This is a genomic window from Filimonas zeae, assembly GCF_014641615.1.
GTDB lineage: Bacteria > Bacteroidota > Bacteroidia > Chitinophagales > Chitinophagaceae > Filimonas > Filimonas zeae.
Map to the genome: position 1 here is coordinate 525,028 of NZ_BMIB01000004.1, position 21,142 is coordinate 546,169.

Annotated in this window: 20 protein-coding genes; 12 read left to right on the top strand and 8 right to left on the bottom strand. The window is 45.3% G+C overall.

Going from position 1 to position 21,142, the window contains the following annotated elements; all coding sequences use genetic code 11:
- Positions 1 to 167: 167 nt before the first annotated feature.
- From IEY13_RS20660 to IEY13_RS20710, 11 genes are all read left to right on the top strand, one after another.
- Positions 168 to 2,162, top strand: coding sequence for a carbohydrate-binding protein (locus IEY13_RS20660; protein ID WP_188955782.1), 1,995 nt, complete (start codon positions 168 to 170; stop codon positions 2,160 to 2,162).
- A gap of 140 nt (positions 2,163 to 2,302) precedes the next feature.
- Positions 2,303 to 3,046, top strand: a complete 744-nt coding sequence (locus IEY13_RS20665; RefSeq protein WP_188955784.1) for an NUDIX hydrolase — start codon at positions 2,303 to 2,305, stop codon at positions 3,044 to 3,046.
- Between the two features lie 209 nt (positions 3,047 to 3,255).
- Positions 3,256 to 4,935, top strand: a complete 1,680-nt coding sequence (locus IEY13_RS20670; protein ID WP_188955786.1) for a GMC oxidoreductase — start codon at positions 3,256 to 3,258, stop codon at positions 4,933 to 4,935.
- 5 nt (positions 4,936 to 4,940) lie between these two features.
- Positions 4,941 to 5,513 (top strand): gluconate 2-dehydrogenase subunit 3 family protein, encoded by a 573-nt coding sequence (locus IEY13_RS20675; protein WP_188955788.1) that lies wholly within the window; start codon positions 4,941 to 4,943, stop codon positions 5,511 to 5,513.
- A gap of 11 nt (positions 5,514 to 5,524) precedes the next feature.
- Entirely contained in the window at positions 5,525 to 6,679 is a 1,155-nt protein-coding gene (locus IEY13_RS20680; RefSeq protein ID WP_229687937.1) for a Gfo/Idh/MocA family protein, read from the top strand.
- Between the two features lie 3 nt (positions 6,680 to 6,682).
- On the top strand, positions 6,683 to 7,735 hold the full coding sequence (locus tag IEY13_RS20685; RefSeq protein ID WP_188955790.1) for a sugar phosphate isomerase/epimerase family protein: 1,053 nt from the start codon (positions 6,683 to 6,685) through the stop codon (positions 7,733 to 7,735).
- 18 nt (positions 7,736 to 7,753) lie between these two features.
- Positions 7,754 to 8,200 (top strand): c-type cytochrome, encoded by a 447-nt coding sequence (locus IEY13_RS20690; protein WP_229687938.1) that lies wholly within the window; start codon positions 7,754 to 7,756, stop codon positions 8,198 to 8,200.
- A gap of 7 nt (positions 8,201 to 8,207) precedes the next feature.
- Positions 8,208 to 9,431 carry a nucleoside permease gene (locus IEY13_RS20695; protein ID WP_188955792.1) on the top strand — a complete coding sequence of 408 codons (1,224 nt, stop codon included), beginning with the start codon at positions 8,208 to 8,210 and terminating at the stop codon, positions 9,429 to 9,431.
- A gap of 47 nt (positions 9,432 to 9,478) precedes the next feature.
- Positions 9,479 to 10,363, top strand: a complete 885-nt coding sequence (locus tag IEY13_RS20700; RefSeq protein WP_188955794.1) for a hydroxypyruvate isomerase family protein — start codon at positions 9,479 to 9,481, stop codon at positions 10,361 to 10,363.
- 122 nt (positions 10,364 to 10,485) lie between these two features.
- On the top strand, positions 10,486 to 11,265 hold the full coding sequence (locus IEY13_RS20705) for a sugar phosphate isomerase/epimerase family protein (protein ID WP_229687939.1): 780 nt from the start codon (positions 10,486 to 10,488) through the stop codon (positions 11,263 to 11,265).
- A gap of 18 nt (positions 11,266 to 11,283) precedes the next feature.
- Entirely contained in the window at positions 11,284 to 12,060 is a 777-nt protein-coding gene (locus tag IEY13_RS20710; RefSeq protein ID WP_188955798.1) for a 3-keto-disaccharide hydrolase, read from the top strand.
- Positions 12,061 to 12,075: 15 nt separating this feature from the next.
- On the opposite strand, the gene IEY13_RS20715 is transcribed toward IEY13_RS20710, so the two are convergent.
- From IEY13_RS20715 to IEY13_RS20735, 5 genes are all read right to left on the bottom strand, one after another.
- The gene (locus tag IEY13_RS20715) at positions 12,076 to 13,275 is read right to left on the bottom strand and encodes an FAD-dependent monooxygenase (RefSeq protein WP_188955800.1); all 1,200 of its coding nucleotides are present in this window, start codon (positions 13,273 to 13,275) and stop codon (positions 12,076 to 12,078) included.
- A 19-nt stretch (positions 13,276 to 13,294) separates the two neighbouring features.
- On the bottom strand, positions 13,295 to 14,083 hold the full coding sequence (locus IEY13_RS20720; RefSeq protein WP_188955802.1) for a CPBP family intramembrane glutamic endopeptidase: 789 nt from the start codon (positions 14,081 to 14,083) through the stop codon (positions 13,295 to 13,297).
- A gap of 176 nt (positions 14,084 to 14,259) precedes the next feature.
- The gene (gene mnmE / locus IEY13_RS20725; protein WP_188955804.1) at positions 14,260 to 15,633 is read right to left on the bottom strand and encodes a tRNA uridine-5-carboxymethylaminomethyl(34) synthesis GTPase MnmE; all 1,374 of its coding nucleotides are present in this window, start codon (positions 15,631 to 15,633) and stop codon (positions 14,260 to 14,262) included.
- Positions 15,634 to 15,801: 168 nt separating this feature from the next.
- On the bottom strand, positions 15,802 to 16,671 hold the full coding sequence (locus tag IEY13_RS20730) for an energy transducer TonB (RefSeq protein WP_188955806.1): 870 nt from the start codon (positions 16,669 to 16,671) through the stop codon (positions 15,802 to 15,804).
- A gap of 134 nt (positions 16,672 to 16,805) precedes the next feature.
- Complete coding sequence (locus IEY13_RS20735) at positions 16,806 to 17,648, bottom strand: energy transducer TonB (protein ID WP_188955808.1); 843 nt, start codon at positions 17,646 to 17,648, stop codon at positions 16,806 to 16,808.
- Between the two features lie 232 nt (positions 17,649 to 17,880).
- On the opposite strand from IEY13_RS20735, the gene IEY13_RS20740 reads away from it, so the two are divergent.
- Positions 17,881 to 18,903 carry a hypothetical protein gene (locus IEY13_RS20740; protein ID WP_188955810.1) on the top strand — a complete coding sequence of 341 codons (1,023 nt, stop codon included), beginning with the start codon at positions 17,881 to 17,883 and terminating at the stop codon, positions 18,901 to 18,903.
- Between the two features lie 83 nt (positions 18,904 to 18,986).
- On the opposite strand, the gene IEY13_RS20745 is transcribed toward IEY13_RS20740, so the two are convergent.
- Genes IEY13_RS20745 through IEY13_RS20755 form a run of 3 tightly spaced genes read right to left on the bottom strand, consistent with a single transcriptional unit; the run spans position 18,987 to position 21,133 of the window.
- Positions 18,987 to 19,829 carry an energy transducer TonB gene (locus tag IEY13_RS20745; RefSeq protein ID WP_188955812.1) on the bottom strand — a complete coding sequence of 281 codons (843 nt, stop codon included), beginning with the start codon at positions 19,827 to 19,829 and terminating at the stop codon, positions 18,987 to 18,989.
- A gap of 50 nt (positions 19,830 to 19,879) precedes the next feature.
- Positions 19,880 to 20,434 carry an ExbD/TolR family protein gene (locus IEY13_RS20750; RefSeq protein ID WP_188955814.1) on the bottom strand — a complete coding sequence of 185 codons (555 nt, stop codon included), beginning with the start codon at positions 20,432 to 20,434 and terminating at the stop codon, positions 19,880 to 19,882.
- A gap of 39 nt (positions 20,435 to 20,473) precedes the next feature.
- Positions 20,474 to 21,133 carry an ExbD/TolR family protein gene (locus IEY13_RS20755; protein WP_188955816.1) on the bottom strand — a complete coding sequence of 220 codons (660 nt, stop codon included), beginning with the start codon at positions 21,131 to 21,133 and terminating at the stop codon, positions 20,474 to 20,476.
- Between the last annotated feature and the right edge of the window lie 9 nt (positions 21,134 to 21,142).

The window sequence follows — 21,142 nt, forward strand, 5'->3', positions numbered from 1 at the left end:
CCAAACGGGAACATGTGGGGGTGGTAACAGAAAAAAATATGCCTGGAAAAAGAACCATTTTTTAAACCAGATTGGTCAAAAAACGGCATTCCGGCCAACGGCAATACAGTAAGTTTGATCTATAACGATTAAAGCCTTAATCAGGTTTCTGTAACAAAAACTTGCATATGAAAAAACCTCTACTTCATTTCACAAACAATCATTTCCGTATTTCCCGCCTGTGCATGGCCGGCATTTTTCTTTTCAACGCATCGCTGGCCATGGCGCAGCAATTAGCATTTCCCACGGCCGAGGGCTTCGGCCGGTATGCATCTGGTGGCCGGGGCGGCTCCGTTTACCATGTAACCAACCTGAATGATGCCGGCACAGGCTCACTCCGCGATGCCGTAAGCCAATCGAACAGAACGGTGGTATTTGATGTTGGTGGAGTTATTAATGTAGCCTCCCGTATTGTAGTTTCCGGCGGTGTTACTATTGCCGGCCAGACTGCGCCAGGTGGTGGTATTACCATTTACGGAGATGGCGTAGCCTGTAATGCTGGTAATAATATTATCCGGTACATCCGCATCCGGATGGGGAAAAATGGAACATCGGGAAAAGATGCCTTAAGCATTGCATCGGGTCAGAACTTTATTTTTGACCACGTTTCCATATCCTGGGGCAGGGATGGCACCCTGGATGTGAATGGCTCAGGTATAGACAACCTTACTTTTCAGGATTGTATTGTAAGCCAGGGTATTAATAATACTAACCACTCCACAGGCGGATTATTGCAAAGCGGCAAATGGTCTATGATCAGGAGCTTATACATTGACAACAAAACCCGCAATCCCAAAGCCAGAGGCACCCATGAATTCATTAACTCTGTACTTTACAACTGGGCAGAGCATGGTTATATTATGGGAGATACAGAAGGCCTTTCAGAGTGCAACCTGATAGGAAATTATTTCATCTATGGCCCTTCCAGCGGCAGCAACTCTCATATTACCAATACCACCCCTTCCTTCAATGTGTATGCATCTGACAACTGGGTAGATTCAGATAAGGACGGCGTGCTGGATGGTACTCTTCTTACGAATTATAAAACCGCAACAGTAAGGTCTACGCCCTACAATTATCCGGGTGTATCCAACTTACTATCTGCGCAGGCTGCCCTCACGCATATTATTGCCAATGTGGGCGCCTCTAAAACCAGAGACGCAGTTGATAATCTGTTGATTAATCAGCTGACATCTTATGGAACTGCCGGTCAGATTATCAATACAGAAGATGACAACGGCATTCCCGGTAACGTTGGTACCGTGGCCAATGGTACTGTTGCCGCCGATTCTGATCAGGATGGCATACCCAATGCATGGGAAACAGCCAACGGGTTAAACCCCAATAATGCTGCCGACAGAAACAACATTGGAGCTGGTGGTTATACTATGCTTGAAATTTATATCAACGGCCTGGTAAGTAGTGGCGGCGGCAGTGGTAGCGGAAACATCAATCCCTATACCACCGTACAAGCCGAGCATTACACTGCCATGTCGGGCGTACAAACGGAAACCTGTAGTGAAGGTGGCCTGAACGTTGCCTTTATTGACAATGGCGACTGGATACGTTTTAGCGGAGTAGATTTTGGAACTGGCGCTACCGGTGTTTCCGTACGTGCTGCCAGCAATGCCACCGGCGGAACCATAAAATTCAGGCTGGATGCCGCAGGCGGCCCTCAGATAGGAGCCATTAATGTAACCAATACAGGCGGCTGGCAAAACTGGCAAACACTAACAGGCAGCGTTAGCGGAGCAACGGGTGTACACGATTTATACCTGTCATTCTCCGGCGGTACCGGCTACCTGTTTAACTTAAACCATTTTGTATTTACAGGAGGAAGCACCGCACTATCCGTTAACCAACCTTTGGCAAAGAGCACTGCCGGAAGCAATATTCAGGTGTATCCCAATCCAACTTCCGATGTATTGAATGTTTCTGTAAGTAAGAAACGTGAGGAAAATGCAGATATTTATATCTATGACAACACCGGAAGGCAGGTATTGAATTGTAAACTACCCGGCCACCAGACTACCGTAAATGTGGCTGCGCTTTCACCGGGCCTTTACCTTGTTAAATTAATTAATGGCAGTGAAATTATTACCAGTAAATTCCTGAAGAGATAGCTGCCGGTACTATATTATTGAATAATAAAAAAGGCAGGAGTGAAAAAAATCGCTCCTGCCCTTTTTAGTTATATGGCCATTCCGCTTACTCCAGATGCATTTCTATAAGGCCAGACTTATTTTTTCACTTATTTTGTACCATGAGCATTGTAGATCTATTTGAGCAAGGCAGTAAACGGGCTTACGAAATCTGTGTTCCGCATATTTCAATAGATTGTGTTGTATTCGGCTTTCATGAATCTTCCCTTAAAGTGTTGCTGTTGAAAATGAAAGGTCTTGATAAATGGGGCTTGCCGGGTGGCTATATGAAGAAGAACGAGGATATTCATGAGGCCGCCAGCCGCATTTTAAAGGCACGTACCGGCGCTCCGCAGATTTTTCTGGAACAGTTTAAGGTATTCAGCAGCATAGGCCGCTCAGAAAACGATTTCAGTCATTTACCCAAACACTTCTGGCAAAGGCAGCGCTTTATTTCCATCGGCTTTTACGCCCTGGTAAACTATGAAGAAATTAAGCCCAGGGTAGATAAAATATCAGAACAATGTGAATGGTGCAATGTGGAGGAACTGCCGGAACTAATGATGGATCATCATGAAATATATTCCACTGCATTAGAAACACTACGGCTGAATTTAAACAACCGCCCTATTGGCTTTAACCTGCTGCCCAAAGAATTTACCATGCCGCAACTGCAACAGGTGTATGAAGTTATATTAGGCAAAGCACTGCATCGCGGCAACTTTCAGCGTAAAATGCACAGCTACGGCATATTAATAAAACAACAGGAATCTGAAAATGCCAGCAGCCGCTCTCCTATCGTTTATAGTTTTGATATCGACAAATACGATGAAGCTTTGAAATATGGCTTGCAGCAAAATTTTTGATTTTAACAATAAAAAATTTGCATTTGAAACACCAATCAGTAGATTTGTCTCAATTTGAGACAGTGACGCTGATTCTCATCCTATGACACATACTACGATTGCCTTGTCCATAGCCTGATTTCATTAGTCACTTCCCTCTGTTTTCCTGAATGGATGTATGCAGCCCGCAATGGCTGCTGATAGATTATTGTCATTACAAAATATAATGCATGGCTAATAACAACTACGATGCAATTGTTGTAGGCTCCGGCATTTCTGGTGGCTGGGCCGCAAAGGAACTAACTGAAAAAGGGCTAAAAACACTGCTGTTAGAGCGTGGGCGAAACATTGAACACATTAAAGACTATGTGAACGCCAACAAAGCCCCCTGGGAGTTTGAACACAGAGGTGAACGTACACAAAAGATGATTGAAGATTATCCCGTTCTGAAACGCGACTACCCCTTAAATGAAACCAACCTGGACTATTGGGCAAATGACAAGGATAGCCCTTATATAGAGACGAAGCGCTTTGATTGGTTCAGAGGCTACCAGGTGGGTGGGCGTTCGTTAATGTGGGGCAGGCAATCGTACCGGTTACACGATATAGATTTTGAAGCCAACGCAAAGGAGGGCATTGGTATAGACTGGCCTATACGTTATGCCGACCTGGCACCCTGGTATAGCTACGTAGAAAAATTTGCAGGCATATCCGGCAACAGAGATGGTATAGAAATATTGCCGGATGGCGAGTTTATGCCTGCTATGGAAATGAATGTGGTAGAAAAAGATATTGCTGCCCGTATTAAAGCACATTATAAAGGAACCCGCCAGATGATTATGGGACGGGCGGCCAATATTACCGTACCACACGAGGGTCGGGTTAACTGCCAGTACAGAAACAAATGCTGGCTGGGATGCCCGTTTGGCGCCTACTTCAGCACGCAATCATCTACCCTTCCTGCAGCTACCAAAACCGGTAACCTTACCGTGCGGCCATGGAGCATTGTAACACGGGTTTTGTATGATAAAGACACGAAAAAAGCGACAGGCGTAGAAATACTGGATGCTGAAACCAACAAAACTTACGAGTACTACGCAAAAATTATATTTCTGAATGCCTCTACTATTAATACAGCTACCATACTCATGCGCTCTGCCACAGATATATGGCCTGGTGGCCTGGGCAGCAGCAGTGGCGAGCTGGGGCATAACCTGATGGATCACCAGTTGGGTGCAGGTGCCTCTGGCTGGGTAGAAGGATATGAAGATAAATATACTTACGGCAGAAGGGCCAACGGCATCTACATACCCCGTTTCCGTAACCTGAATGGTGACAAGCGCGACTATGTGCGTGGCTTTGGCTATCAGGGAAGTGCCAGCCGCGAACGCTGGAGCCGTGCCATTCCTGAACTGAGTATTGGTGGCGATTTTAAAGATGCCTTATCCGAACCAGGACGCTGGACTATGGGAATAGGAGGCTTTGGAGAAGTACTCCCCTATCATGAAAACCGTGTTTACCTGGATAAGGATAAGAAAGATAAATGGGGCTTGCCCGTTCCGGTGATGGACGCAGAGGTAAAAGAGAATGAACTGAAGATGCGTATTGATATGATGAATGACGCAGCAGAGATGTTAACCGCTGCGGGTGTGAAAGACGTGCATCCGTATAACAACGAAGCAGTACTGGGCAGAAGCATTCACGAAATGGGTACCGCCCGTATGGGTAAAGACCGCAAAACTTCTGTGCTGAACAAATGGAATCAGGTATGGGATGCACCTAATGTGTTTGTAACAGATGGCGCAGCTATGACCTCCGCTGCCTGCCAGAATCCTTCCCTTACCTATATGGCCATTACTGCAAGGGCGGCCGATTTTGCGGTATCAGAACTTAAAAAATCTAATCTCTAACCGTTATGAACAGAAGAGAAGCATTAAGCAGAGTAGCCCTGTTAATGGGCGGTGCTGTTATAGGCGCTGAATTCTTTTTATCGGGCTGTAAAAGCAACAGTGGTGTTAACACAGAAAACCTGTTTGAGAAAGATACCCTGGCCTTTTTGAACGAAGCCGGAGAAACCATATTGCCACAAACCAGCACCCCCGGTGCCAAAGCGGCCAATGTGGGCAGTTTTATGGCAGTGATGGTAAGAGACTGCTATAATGAAAAAGACCAGAAAGCCTTTAAAGAAGGCTTAATACAACTGGATAAAAGCTGTAAGGAAAAATATAATAAAGGATTTATGCAGGCCGGCAGTGAGCAGCGTACCGCCCTGTTTATACAACTGGATAAGGAAGCGCAGGAATACAACAGCAAGAAGAAGAAGGAGAATCCTAACCATTACTTTACCATGATAAAACAGCTTACGCTACTGGGTTTCTTTACCTCAGAAACAGGATGTACCCAGGCGTTACGTTACCTGCCGGTACCCGGTAAATATGTGGGTGACTATCCGTACAAAAAAGGCGATAAAGCCTGGGCACTGGTTTAAAAAAAGATACTATGAAATTAAGACTAGGAATGATTGGAGGCGGGCCGGGTGCATTTATAGGTGCTGTACACCGTATTGCTGCGCGTATAGATGATGACTATGAACTGGTGTGTGGTGCCTTTAGCAGCGATGCTGCCAGATCGCAAGCCACAGGCCTTTCCTTAGGCTTAACTGCCGAACGCAGTTATGGCAGCTACAAAGAATTAATAACAGCCGAAAGCCAGCTACCGGAACATAAACGGGTGCAGGTAATAAGTATTGTAACACCCAACCATCTGCATTTTGAACCCGCCAGACTGGCTTTGGAAAACGGCTTTCATGTAATACTGGATAAACCGGCAACCTTCTCGCTACAGGAAGCTATGGAACTGAAAGCGGTAATGCAGCAGAGCGGCAAACTGCTTTGCCTTACCCATACCTATACCGGTTACCCGATGGTAAAACAGGCACGCCAGCTGATAGCAGCAGGCACTATAGGCAACGTACGTAAGGTATATGTGCAATATGTACAGGGCTGGCTGAGCAACCTGGAAGAAGGCACCGGTAATAAACAGGCCTCCTGGCGTACCAACCCTGCCAAAAGCGGAATAGCCGGGGCTATGGGCGATATAGGCACACACGCATTTAACCTGGCAGAATATGTATCGGGCTGTACATTATCGCACCTCTGTGCCGATATTCACACGGTGGTACCTGGCCGCCAGCTGGATGATGATGGAGCAGTACTGCTGAAGTTTACCGGTGGCGCCAGCGGCGTGCTGGTGGCTACCCAGATAGCTACCGGTGCAGAAAACAATATACAGATTAGTGTATACGGAGAAAAAGGCGGTATAGAATGGCAACAGAACGATGCCAATTCGCTGATAGTACGCCGGGCAGATAAACCGGCAGAAACCTGGCGCACGGGCGGCAGTTACACCGGCAGCTTTGCCAGCCACAACACCCGCACACCGGCCGGCCACCCCGAAGGGTATCTGGAAGCATTTGCCAACCTGTATCACAACTTTGCACTTACGGTACAGGCAACCCTGCTACAGCAACCTGCAACGGCAGAAGCATTGGATTACCCTGGCATAGAGGAAGGTATACGTGGTATGGCCTTTATAGAACAGGTAATTGCTTCGGGAAAAAGCGAACAAAAATGGACTCCATTTATAATTCATTAAGCTATGGTTACAATTAAAGGCCCGGCGTTATTTATTGCCCAGTTTATAGGTGATGAAGCGCCTTATAATAACCTGCCATCCCTTGCTGCCTGGGCGGCCAGCCTGGGTTTTAAAGGATTGCAGCTACCTACCAACGATCTGCGTTTTATAGATCTGCAAAAGGCTGCGGAAAGCAAAACCTATGCAGAAGAAATAAAAGGCATGGTACAGGAAGCAGGTTTGGAAATTACCGAACTATCTACCCACCTGCAAGGCCAGCTGGTGGCCGTACACCCTGCTTACAACGATTTGTTTGATGCCTTTGCACCGGCAGCTTACCAGGGTAACCCTGCCGCCCGGCAACAATGGGCCGTTGAGCAGTTACGCTATGCTGCCAAAGCCTCGCAAAACATGGGCTTAAGCGCCAGTGTTACCTTTAGTGGTGCATTGGCATGGCCTTACGTATACCCCTGGCCACAACGCCCCCCCGGATTAATAGAGCGTGCTTTTGAAGAGCTGGGCAAACGGTGGACGCCCATTTTAGACTACTATGATGAATGTGGCATAGACCTTTGTTATGAACTGCATGCAGGCGAAGATTTACACGATGGCACCAGCTTTGACATGTTTCTGAACAAAGTACACCATCACCCGCGCGCCAACCTGTTATACGACCCCTCCCATTTTGTACTACAATGCCTGGACTATCTGGAGTTTATAGACATTTACCACAGCAGAATTAAAATGATGCATGTAAAAGATGCGGAGTTTAACCCCACCGGACGCCAGGGCGTTTATGGGGGCTATCAGAACTGGATAGACCGTGCAGGCCGCTTCCGCTCACTGGGTGATGGGCAGATAAATTTCAAATCGGTATTCAGCAAACTGGCACAATACAATTTTTCCGGCTGGGCGGTATTAGAATGGGAATGTGCCTTAAAACACCCGGAAGACGGCGCCCGCGAAGGTGCTGCTTTTATACAAAATCATATTATACACGTAACCGATCGCCCATTCGACAACTTTGCTGCGGCAGATATAGATGCATCGTTACACCGCAAACTATTAGGCATTTAATTTATTCAATATCAGCATATGAAGATAACAGGAATAACAGCATGGATACTGGCGGCCGGTGTTGCAATGACAGCCTGCGGCGGATCATCGCAGCAGGAGCCATCGGCAGACAGTGCATCAGCAGCCGACAAATCTGCTGTTTCGCACAATACCAATGCAGCGCAGGACACTGCCGGCAGCCTTGGAACAGAGAACCAGAACGTAACAGGCAACAATCCTCCCAAAGCAGTTGAACTGATGGCAAAGTCTGATTGCCTCACCTGCCACAAAGTAAGAGACAAACTGGTGGGGCCTTCGTATGAAGAAATATCCAAAAAATATAAACAGACAGATATTGATATGCTGGCAGCAAAGATTATTGAGGGTGGTTCCGGCAATTTTGGCCAGGTACCCATGACACCGCATCCCAATATTTCGAAAGAAGACGCCAGAGAAATGGTGAAGTATATACTTTCTATTAAATAATGCTGCCATGACATTTTCTATTAAAGCCAAACTATCTGCCATGATGTTCCTGGAGTTTTTTATCTGGGGCGCATGGTTTGTAACACTGGGTACCTACCTGTTCAACAACCTGAAAACCGATGCCACAGCGGTAAGCGTAGCCTACACCAGCCAGGCTATCGGCGCTATTGCAGCCCCATTTATTGTAGGTTTAATAGCAGACCGCTTTTTCTCTGCACAAAAAATTCTGGGTGTATTACACCTGATAGGTGCTGCCTTGTTGTGGTGTATGCCCGGAGCCACCAGCTTTAGTACACTATACCCTTTTGTGCTGGCCTATATGATTGTATATATGCCTACACTGGCATTGGTAAACGCTATTTCTTTCCGGCAAATGACCAACCCCAGTAAAGAGTTCCCCCCCATCCGGGTATTAGGCACGTTGGGCTGGATTGTAGCAGGCTTTTCTATTGGCTGGCTGGGTTGGGAAAAAGAAGGCACGCTTGACCTTACCTTCAAAACCGCCGCCATTGCATCGCTGGTATTAGCAGCATTCAGTTTTACACTGCCGGCAACCCCACCTGTTAAAAAGGGTAGCAAAACTTCATTCAGCGATATAATAGGGCTGGATGCCATCAGGCTGCTGAAAAACAAATCGTACCTGGTATTCTTTCTTGCCTCTGTTGCCATTTGCATACCGCTGGCTTTCTATTATAATTTTACCAACCCCTTTTTAAATGAGGTGGGTATGCAGGGGGCAGCAGGTAAACAGGCATTTGGCCAGGTATCAGAAGTATTGTTTATGGCACTGATGCCCGTATTCTTTACCCGTTTAGGCGTAAAGAAAATGCTGGCGGTAGGAATGCTGGCCTGGGTGCTGCGTTATGTATGCTTTGCCTACGGCGATGCGGGTGCCAGTTACTGGATGCTGATTGCAGGCATTGCACTGCACGGCATTTGTTACGACTTCTTTTTTGTAACCGGGCAGATTTATACCGATAACCTGGCCGGCCCCCAATTTAAAAGCGCCGCCCAGGGCTTTATTACACTGGCTACATATGGTGTGGGTATGCTGATTGGTTTTTCTATATCGGGCCCTATTGTAGATAGCTATAAAACAGGCGATCTGCACCTATGGACGCCTATCTGGTTAATTCCTGCAGGCATTGCTGCGGTAGTATTGCTTATCTTTCTGTTACTGTTCAGAGACAAGCCAACGGCGCCTCTGCAACGGCCTGGTAACACCGGTTAGTTGCCGCAGCTGCAACAGAATCTTTAAATTATCGTAATTGTTATTATATGAAATGGAACCGGAGAACAGCTATTAAAAACCTGCTAGGCGGTACAGCCGTTTTATCAACGGGCGGCTTATTAAGCTTCGGCAAAAACAATAGCCCCCACGAAAATGCGCACGTGCCGCTAAAAGGAAATATTAATCATTCCGCCTGCCGCTGGTGTTACAACGATATACCCCTGGAAGACTTTTGCAAAGCAGCAAAGGATATTGGCCTCAAAGGCATTGATCTGGTAGGGCCTAAGGATTGGGATATGCTTAAAAAATATGGTTTGGAATCTACCATGTGCAATGGCGCTGAAATTAACCTGGTGGATGGCTTTAATGAAAAGAAAAACCACGCCATCTTATTAAAGCAATACTCAGAAATGATACCACTGGTAGCTAAAGCAGGGTATACCAACCTTATTTGTTTTAGTGGCAACAAACGTAATCTGAGTGATGAGGAAGGCTGGCAAAACTGCGTAACCGGCTTGAAGGCGTTGATGCCCCTTGCCGAAAAGCACAAAGTGGTACTGGTAATGGAATTACTAAACAGCAAGCTGAACCATAAAGATTATCAATGCGACCGTACCTGGTGGGGTGCAGAACTGTGCCAGAAACTGGGCTCAGAAAACTTTAAGCTGCTGTACGACATTTATCACATGCAGATTGACGAAGGCGATGTAATTACCAACATACACCAATACCACCAGTATATTGCGCATTACCACACCGGCGGTGTGCCCGGCCGCCATGAAATAGATGAATCGCAGGAACTGTACTATCCGGCCATTATGAAAGCTATTGTAGCAACGGGATTTAAAGGATACGTAGCACAGGAGTTTATTCCGGCAGAAAAGAACAAGCTGGATTCGCTTGCTAAGTGCGTACGCATTTGCGATGTATAATACTATTTATCAACTTAACAATTGTTACCATGATAACGAGAAGAAGCTTTTTATCACAAGCGGGTTTGTTAGGAACAGGGCTTATATTAGCCCCTCAATTAGCTCATGCAAAAACAAAAGCTGTGGCAGGTTTACAACTATATACTTTACGCGAACAACTACCGGGAGATGTTAAAGGCACTATAGCCAAAGTGGCTAAAGCCGGCTACAGCGAAGTAGAGGTATATGGCTTTAGTAAAGCAAAAGGTTTCTTTGGCTTTAGTGTAAATGAATTCAGCCGGATTTTAAAAGACAATGGCTTAAAAACACCCAGTGGCCACTATAACATGGATGCGCTTTTAAGCAGTGGCTCTATGGAAGAGGTAGATGCTGCCATAGATACCGCCAATATGCTGGGGCACCGATACATTACACTTCCTTATGTAAATGCAAAGTTTCGCCAAAAAGCAGCAGACATACACGCCATTGCTGAAAAAGTAAATAAGGCTGCTGAAAGAATAAAAAAAGCGGGATTGAAAATGGTATATCACAATCACGACTTTGAATTTATACCTGTAGAAGGCGTAACACTTTATGATGTGCTGCTGAAAGAAACCGACGCATCGCTGGTTGATTTTGAATTAGATATTTATTGGGCTGCACGCGTAGCACAAGACCCCGTTGCTTTGTTCAAAAAACATCCCGGCCGCTTTCCATTGGTGCATGTAAAAGACATGGATAAAAAAGACGACAAGCAAACCACCGAAGTAGGCAAAGGTAAAATTGACTTTAAGCGTATTTTTAAAGAAGCAAAACTGGCGGGAATTAAACATTACATTATAGAGCAGGAAGGCTTTACCATAGATCCGTTTGTAAGTATTACAGAAAGCTGTCACTATCTCAAAAACGTATTACTGGCTTAACCAGTATAATCAATAGCTATGAAAAGATGTTTTTTAGCAGGCGTTTTACTGGCAGGTAGCCTTAGTTGCACCAAAGCCCAGCAAAACAGTAAGCCGGAAGATACGGAAGTATGGCAACCCGTACCCCCAAAAGTGAGTACGGGTGCCCTTGTGCCTACCGCCGCCCCTTCAGATGCCATAGTACTGTTTGATGGTAAAAACCTGGCAGAATGGGTATCTAATGCCGACCGAAACAAACCTGCGGAATGGACGGTAAAAGACAGTGTGATAACCGTAAACAAAACAACCGGGAATATTGAAACCAAACGCCTGTTTAGTAATTACCAGCTGCATATAGAATGGCGGATACCGGTGGGCATAACCGGCGAAGGCCAGGCGCGTGGCAACAGCGGCTTATTCCTTGCATCACTGGGCAAGGGCGATCCCGGTTACGAATTACAGATACTGGACTCCTATAACAATAATACCTATGTAAACGGCATGGCCGGCAGCATTTACAAGCAGCATCCCCCACTGGCCAACCCATCCCGCCCACCGGGTGAATGGCAAAGCTATGATGTAATCTGGACTGCACCTGTATTTAAACAGGATGGCAGCTTGCAAACGCCCGCACGTGTTACCGTTATATTCAATGGCGTGCTGGTGCAAAACAATCAGATACTGGAAGGGCCTACGCAATATATTGGTAAGCCAGCTTATACCACTGCACATGGCGCAGCACCCATAAAACTGCAGGCGCATGGCGATAAAAGTGAACCTATTAGTTTTAGGAATATCTGGGTAAGAGAGTTGTAGAAGATCATGTATCTATTATGCATCTTGATATTCCGGCAGTTGAATTTCCTCTTTGGGCTGGGCCTTTTTCTTACTAAACAGGTTTGTAATGAATTTTGCAAATCTGCTTCCAGCCAATGAAAAAATGGCATTAATAACAGCTACCCCAAATCGGGATTCCGGATAAACCAACCTCGGAACGCCCGGTGGCCGTTTCTGCGTTTTGTTCACATACGGGCGCATAATATTTTCGTAAGCGCCGAAAGCATGATTATAATCTTTATGTTGTCCAAGCTCACCAGCAAGTATATAAGCGCCTGTGACTGCCAAATCTGTTCCCTTACCGGTAATTGGTGTTGGGCAGTAAGCTGCGTCGCCCACCATCGCGATCCTTCCCTTATGCCAGTGCGGTGCCTTAACCTGACTCACTCTTTCAAAGTACAAATCGGTTGTTTGTTCCAGTTCTTTCACAAAGCGTGGAGCCTCCCAGCCAACGTCTTGTATTTTTTGAATTAAAAGCTTCTTTTGTTCCGCAATCGGCAATTTTTCATAACCCAACTCCGGTGAACGGAAAAATATGCACAAACGGGTTGTACCATGATTGTCCGGCCGAACAAGAAAAACAATTGCGCCTATTGCATTGCACCATCTTGCCCAACGGCTATCTGTCGGTGCTTTTTCAATGGTTAAATAGGCGCTATATAAACCCAGATAATCGAATTTTATTTCCCTGCCAAAAACCTGTTGCCTGGTAGTTGAGCCGATGCCCTCTGCAATCAGCACCAGGTCAAATGTTTCCTTACCCCGCTTATTATAGGTAACCTCAACGCTATCTTCCAATTCATGAATACTGTTAATCTGATCACCGAAATAAACGGTTATCGAATCTTTAATCTTATGATACAGGATATTAACCATATCTCCACGTAAAATCTCTATCTCCTGGGTCATGCTGATGGCGTTGTCTTTTGGGAACTCTGCTACAACAGCATTTTTTGTGTTAACGAAGCGAATACCCACTTCAGTAGTGGTGGCTGATTCTATCTCTTGCCCAAGTTCCATTTTTTGAATAATGGCCCAGGCTGGTCCTTTAACGTCAATGTTTTGACCGCCTAACCTCAGGCCATCACTTTTTTCAATTACGGTAACTTCAAATCCGTATCGGTTTAACCAATAAGCAAGGGTTAATCCAGCGATGCTTCCTCCTGATACCAATATTTTTTTTGCTTTTTTCATACCTATAATAATAGTCTGATCAAACGTTCAGACGCCTCTTTCGCCAGATCATCCGGATAAGAACGATAACACAGACAGCGTTCAGCCAAAAGGCTAGCAGCAACCCTATTGCCTGCCAGGTAGAGAACACTTGCATGGCCCCGTGCAGGTACAACCAGGACGTTGCCGTAGGTTTAAAAGTAATAACAAAGGAATTGGTAAAGTTGTTCCCCCAGTGCAAACCAATAACCAACCAGATACTGCCAGAACGCAACAATGCTGTGGAGAACATGAGATAGCCCGCAAAAAGCCCGGAAGCATAAAATAGGTTATTGATGATGTTGCCGCCCCAAACATCATGCATCGAAACAAAGCAAAGCCCTGCCACTATTGTCGCTATTTGCACATTTGTGAGCCGAATCAGCTTATGGTAGCAATAACCGGCTACGAGGAAGTCCTGCACAGCTGTCGTGGGCAGCACTATCCAAAATTTTTTGAAAAATTCATTCCAGTTCACATCCGGATTTAGTCGCAACTCATTACCGCGGATAAGTGCTCCCAAACCATAGCATAAAAAGTAAGCCAGCAGCCCCATAACCAGCCCCAGGGGGATAAGCGCCATATGACGACGTTTCAGATCAAAACCCACTGCAGAAAAGTCCATCTTTTCAGACCGGAACATACCCCAATTGACCAGCATTAGCAGCAACAGGCCCATGGGTACATAAGGTAAATTGATAAATCCGCTGCTGATCAAAGCAACTGGCATCAAAACAATCGCAACCCCTAACCGTAACCATTCGCTATAATCAGATAACACTTTTTTCATGTAGCAACCAAGTTAGTATATTAGCCTGTAGTGCTCAATTTAAAAATAAAAGTGTTATCTATATGTCACTTACTGTATTTAACGAACCTGTTGTACTGCAAGAAGCGTAAACGGCGCGGATCACAAAAACTAATTGGATTACCCATATTGGAGGGCTACATATTATTTATACTTAATCATTTTCCTATGCAAAACTTACTAAATATAAAATCCAACTGATCCTCATTAGACACTTCCCCTGTAATCTCTCCAAGATAATGCAAACAACTTCTTATATCAATCGCCACCAAATCGCCCGGCAACCCTTCCTGTAATCCATTCCGGATATCGTACAATGATTTCTCTACCTTCTGTAACGCATCAATATGCCTCGCATTCGTAACGATTGTATTATCTGAATTCCATTCATCAGAAACAGTAAGATTAAACAATCGGTGTTTCAGCTCATCCACCCCGCTATTCTCCTTAGCAGATATATACAACACATGTTCAGCAGCATTCTCGTTCCTTTCCTTTACCTGGTCGGCTTTATTACCCACCATTACATACTGAATATTGGCAGCAGCCAGCTTTGCTTGTTCTATAGAAAGCTCTTCCGGTGTGGTAGTAGTTATATCAAATAAATAAATCACCACATCCGCTTCCCGCATTTTTGCCAGGCTACGTTCCACACCAATGCTTTCAATAATATCGCTGGTATGCTCACGTATGCCTGCGGTATCAATTAAGCGAAACAGCACACCGTTTATATTCAGTACTTCTTCAATAGTATCGCGCGTAGTACCGGCTATATCACTTACAATGGCGCGTTCTTCATTTAACAGGGCGTTCAGTAAGGTAGACTTGCCCGCATTGGGCTTACCAATAATAGCCACCTGCACCCCGTTCTTAATAACATTGCCCAACCGGAACGACTGCAGCAGTTTAGATACCTGTACAGAAACCCTGTTCAACAAATCGAACAAAGCAGTACGATCTGCAAACTCCACATCTTCCTGCGAAAAATCCAGCTCCAGTTCAATCAACGCGGAAAACTTAATCAGCTCTTCCCGCAACTCTTTCAGCACGCTGGAAAAGCCGCCACGTATATTTTGTAAGGCAGTTTTTTTGCTGGCTTCTGTATTACTGGCTATAATATCGGCCACGGCTTCTGCCTGTGTTAAATCCATTTTACCGTTTAAAAAAGCACGCTGGGTAAACTCCCCGGGTTTTGCCATACGTACCCCCCGGCGCGACAAGCTTTCCATTACCTGACTCTGGATATAGTGTGAACCGTGGCAGGATATTTCTACCACGTTTTCGCCGGTAAAAGAGCGGGGGGCTTTGAACAGAGCCACCACTACCTCATCCAGTACAAGCGCATCTTCTTTCAGTAACCCCACATGCAGGGTATGAGAAGCCTGGGCTTCCAGCGATTTGGAGGGGAACATGCCATCTACCACGCTTATTGCCTGTGCGCCACTTATCCGTATTACACCAATAGCGCCTACGCCTTGCGGTGTGGCAATTGCTGCTATTGTATCATCCCATCCTGCCAGTTTTCCTAACATGCCCTGTAAGTTTATGCTGCAAAATTACACGCTTACCCCTAATCATCCGCATAAACAAACAGGAGGATAACACCGGATAAACAACATAAAAAATCCCGCCTGGAAAAGCGGGATTGAAGATCAGGATGGGTTTAGGGTTGTTTTATTGTATATCTAGTGCCCCCACTACTAACCTTCATTATTAACTTCAAAAGTGATACTCTGGCGCTGGCGGTAAGTTACATTACGGCCATTCTGAATAGCTGGCTGCCATTTAGGGCCTCTCTTAATAACACGTACCGCTTCATCAGCAGTTCCCCAACCGGGATTATTCTCTGCTTTCACGTCAGATAAATTGCCTTCTTTGTCCACCACAAATGATACAATTACTGTATATCTACCAATAGATGCCCCATTTTCAATAGGCAGATCGCGGTTCAGATTTCTCTCCAGATATTTTTTCCAGGCTTCTGCTCCACCCGGAAAACGGGCCTCTACCTGTACAGTAACAAACCCACCGCCATCTACAACCTCATTGCCGCCACCACCAATACGTCCTCCACCAGTTCCACCGGTACCAGTAGGGTTTACAGGCGGCGCTATACTACCTGGATCATCGCTTCCCGCAAGGGTTACATTTCCAATGATGGTTTTATCCAGGTCTTCAACAGGAGGCACTGTATTGTCTGCAGTAACCTGATCATCACGCACAATCCGTGGTGGCGTTACATTGGTTACACGAATCTGCTGTATAACCTGAGGCGCTGCGGCAGGTGGTGCAGGTGCAGCCACTTCTGGTATGGGCTGTTCTTTTTTCTTAACCTCTTCCAATGGATTCAGAAGAACGTAATCAGATACTTCCATAACAGTTTTCTTATTCCCCTCGCCGGCAAACAAAGTACTTATAGTAAACAACAGCCCCACCGCAAAAGTAGCACCCAGAGCGGCATACAAACGTTTATCATAAGTTCTGCGCAGGTTATAAGCTCCATAAGCTTTGTTCTTGTGCTCGAACAGAATGTCAAGCATATCGGCATTCATGATGTTGTTGGCTTGCATAGTTTCAGTATTTACTAATGAGATTCAGCCGATTTCATTTTCCATACCGATTGCTAAATTTTATTTAATAATATATTCTATAACATAAAATCACCTTACCGTTTCTGGTAAGGTGATTTTTAAAACATCTACTACTACTGTTCTTCAGCAACCTGGAAGCTAATGCTTTGCCTTTGACGGAAAATTACGTTTCTGCCGTTCTGAATAGCGGGTTGCCATTTCGGTCCCTTTCTTATTACACGAACAGCTTCTTCGCCAGTACCATAGCCCGGGTTGTTTTCGGCTTTTACTTCAGAAATGCTACCATCTTTATCCACCAGAAACGATACCACTACAGTATATATTCCCAAAGGCGCACCGTTTTCAACCGGTAGTGTTTTTTCCAGATTTCTTTCCAGATACCTTCTCCACGCAGCATCACCGCCCGGAAACTTAGCCTGTATCTGTACACCTTTAAACTCTACATCATAATCTTCTACAGCCGCTTTAGGCGCAGCTACCGCGCCGGTGCCCCGTTCTTCTGTGGGCGGCGCAATAATACCAGCATCTTTTACACCTTCCTGGTTATAGGTACCAATATGGGCATCCTCCAGCTTAGTGATATCCTGAATCTGTTCCTCCGGTTGTACTTCTTCATCTATTATAATACGGGGAGGAGTAAACTGTATCATTTCCACTTTAGGTGGTGCAGCATGCTGTGGAGGCGGAGGTGGCGGAGGTTCCGGCGCAGGCTCTTTCTGTGGTTGCACCTGTTCCAGCTGCACATCCATCACCACCATCGGTGCTGCTACTTTTTTCCCTGTATTAGCCAGTAGCGAAACAGCAGAGATTAAGATAACAGTAATAGCCATGAATATAAGAGCTATTACCAAACGCTTGCGGTAAGATCTGCGGAGCGCATAAGCTCCATACGCTTTATTCTTACCCTCGAACAAAATGTCGAGCATATCGGCAGTTAAAATGGAATGAGTATCCATGGGTAAAAGGTTTCCAATAAGATTCAGAAGTATTCACTTTCCACATGTCCACAGGCAGTATTGAAAAATAATTGTTCAGAATTTCCTTCCTATTTATCTTTAATAAGTACGCATAAAGCACTTTTCTCCGCTTATGTAGTACCCAATATTCCTACCAGAGCAGAATTCGCATTGTAAAACAGTCTTGTTTGATTCATAATACGCGCTACAGCAGAAGTGAGTGGTGCCTTTTATGCTTTTGTCAGCGCTTTTCTGCATTTATATAGTTCTTTCGAAGCTTTCCGGGGACTTCCTGACTGAGTCAGGAAGTTTCGCGGTTCAGCCGGGAAGCTTCCTGATCCGGTCAGGAACCTTCCTGACTCAGTCGCGAAGCTTCCTGATTCATCCGCGAAGCTTCGCGGTCTGGCCAGGAAGTTTCCTGATGCGGGCGGGAAGGTTCGCAGTTAAACCGCGAAGCTTCCGGGTTGGGTCAGGAAACTTCCTGACTGAACCGCGAAACTTCCTGATTGGACCGCGAAGCTTCCTGACCCAATGGCGAAGTTTCGCGGCTGCGTCAGGAAGGCTTACCGGAAAATCAGAAGTGATGCGCAATACATCAGCACAATTATTCACAGAATCAGTACTACATATGAAAAAATACAAAGACTTCATGCCAAAGGCAGACACACAGTTCAGAACATGGACCGAACTGTGGAAAATAGATTTTCCGCGTCTCGTGGCCCTCACCCTGCCGCACGTTCAGTTGGCGGAACAGCAAAGCCACCTGCAACTGTCACAGAAGGCCATAGACATTATTGACGAAGTGGAGCGCGCGAAGATGAAACTGGCAGCCCTGGTGTCGGAAAAAGAAATGATTAAAAAAGAATTTACTGCAGCGGCCCGCACTTATATCAATATGGCTAAAGCCACGCCGCAGTTTAAAGAAGAAGGAATTTTGGGGATAGGAATTACCTGCACTAACCAAACCCTGGATTTAAACGATATGCGGCCTGCTATTAAAACAGCCGTATTTCCCCACCATGTAGAAGTTTCTTTTAAAAAACACCACGTATTATCAGTTGCTATTTACTGCCGCCTGCCGCAGGATAAAGGAAAATGGACATTGGTTGGAAAATGCAGCAAATCGCCTTTTATAGATAAAACGCCATTACGCATAGAGAATAAACCGGAAAAGAGGGAATACATGGCTATTTATACAGATGTGCAGGAATTGATGGGCCATCAAAGCGATATCTGTATGGTTACATTTGGTTAACCCCATTGTTATAAAGCATAGCAAAACAACAATGCCCTACCGGAAACCGGTAAGGCATTGTTGATATAGAAAGAAGTTATCTTCTATTCTTCAGCAACCTGGAAGGTAATGCTTTGTTTTTGACGGTAGATTACGTTTCTGCCGTTCTGAACAGCGGGTTGCCATTTTGGTCCCTTTCTGATTACGCGAACTGCTTCTTCAGCAGTGCCATAGCCAGGGCTGTTTTCAGCTTTTACTTCAGAAATGCTACCGTCTTTGTCCACCAGAAACGATACTACTACAGTATAGTTTCCGGGAGGCGCTCCGTTTTCTACAGGCAGATCACGGTTCAGGTTTCTTTCCAGATACTTTCTCCATTCTGCATCTCCACCTGGGAATTTAGCCTGAATCTGTACGGTTTTAAATTCCTTGTCGTAATCTTCTGATGCAGCTTTAGGTGCGGCAACAGTACCGGTACCATGCTCTTCTACAGGAGGAGCAACGATATCAGGACTTTTAACACCTTCCTGGTTGAATTTACCAATCTGGGTATCTTCCAGTTTAGCTACTTCCTGTACTTTATCTTCTTGTTTCACCTCTTCATCCTTCACAATTTTGGGAGGAGTGAATTTGGTGATTTCCACTTTGGGTGGTTCCACTTTTGGTGGCGGTGGCGGCGGAGGCGGCTCAGGCTTCTTCTCTTCTTCCTGCTGCTTCACGTCTTCCAGCTGCACATCCTGCACCATCACCTGCTGAACTTCCTCTTTTTCAGAGCCTTTCAGCATGGTTACTGCGAAGATGAGCAAACAGATGATAGCCATGGCAATCAGGGCCGTTACCAGCCGCTTACGGTACGACCGGCGAAGATCGTAGGCTCCGTAATCCTTGTTCCTGCCTTCAAACAGGATGTCAAGGACGTCTGCGTTTAAAATTTTGTTTGCTTCCATTGTATCACAATGTTTTTAATAAGATTCATTAAGCTGAAATTTCCATAAACCTAGTTAGCAGCCGGAGCAGCAGGAGCGCCACCTTCTGATACTTTTACCAGTTGGTTTTCGCTCTCTGCAATGTCAACCATTGCATAACGCTTTACTTCGTTTATGGCCATTTCGTCCAGTATATCAATCACATTCTTATACTTAGACTCTTCATTCGGCTTAATTACTACTACAAAATCTTCAGGATTCGTGGTCTTCTTCTTGTTGATGATTACATCACGGATTTCCTTGAAGTTAGAAGATTTGAAGTTGGCTCCAGCAGGATCCAGTATACCCTCATAGTAGAAGACGTTGTTGTCTTTACCTAACATGATGGTTAATGCACCTGATTCTTTTGCCTTGTTCTGATCTTCCGGATTATCAGCATCCTTTGGCATGAATAATTTCATAGCCGTAGGAGAACTCATTGTAGTCGTAAAAATGAAGAATGTGATCAACAGAAAACCTAAATCCACCATCGGGGTTAAGTCAACCCTCGTAGAGAGTTTTTTGCTTTTCTTGACCCCAGGGCCTTTCTTGTGCCCGCCGCCCGACGAGGTATCCATTTCTGCCATAGCACAATCAATTTTATTGTTTACAAATACTGTTTACTGTTATTCTTCTGTTTTCGGACCACCTCTCAGGTTAGAATTCCATAAAGAAGTACCTTCTGGTACGCTTTCAGGATTTGTAACCATTTGAAATTTAAACAGTTCGTTCTTTTTAAACGCTGTCATTACATTTTTGAATGCGGGGAATTGCGAGTCGTTATCACCTTTCACCAACAGGTTCATGGTGGTTCCTGCGTAAACAGAGGCTGCGGCACGCATCCAGTCAAACATCTGATTATTCAGTGTATCCAGAACCGGAATACCTGGCAAAGACTTGTCATTCTGCTGATCTTTAGGAATAGCAGTTTGTTGCTTTAACTGTGCCAGCGGGGTACCAAAAAATTCCAGTTTAGCAATGCTTTGCATATCAGCATCACTCCAGTTCATTTTGTTGGTAACATTCAGAGTGTTTAAAATCTGTTCCCTTTTGCTTTCATCATCCATAGAAATGAAAGCCTTTCCGTCTTTGGTAATAGAAATCAGGATCACGTCTTTCTCAGGTGCTACCTTAGATGCTACCGAGCTGGGCGTAGTAACCGTAACTGCTTCAGACGGCTTAAATTTTGTTGTCAGGATAAAGAAAGACAACAACAGGAAAGCCACATCACACATCGCGGTCATGTCTATCGTCGTACTCTTTCTCGGTATTTTAGGCCTTGCCATAAGTAGATT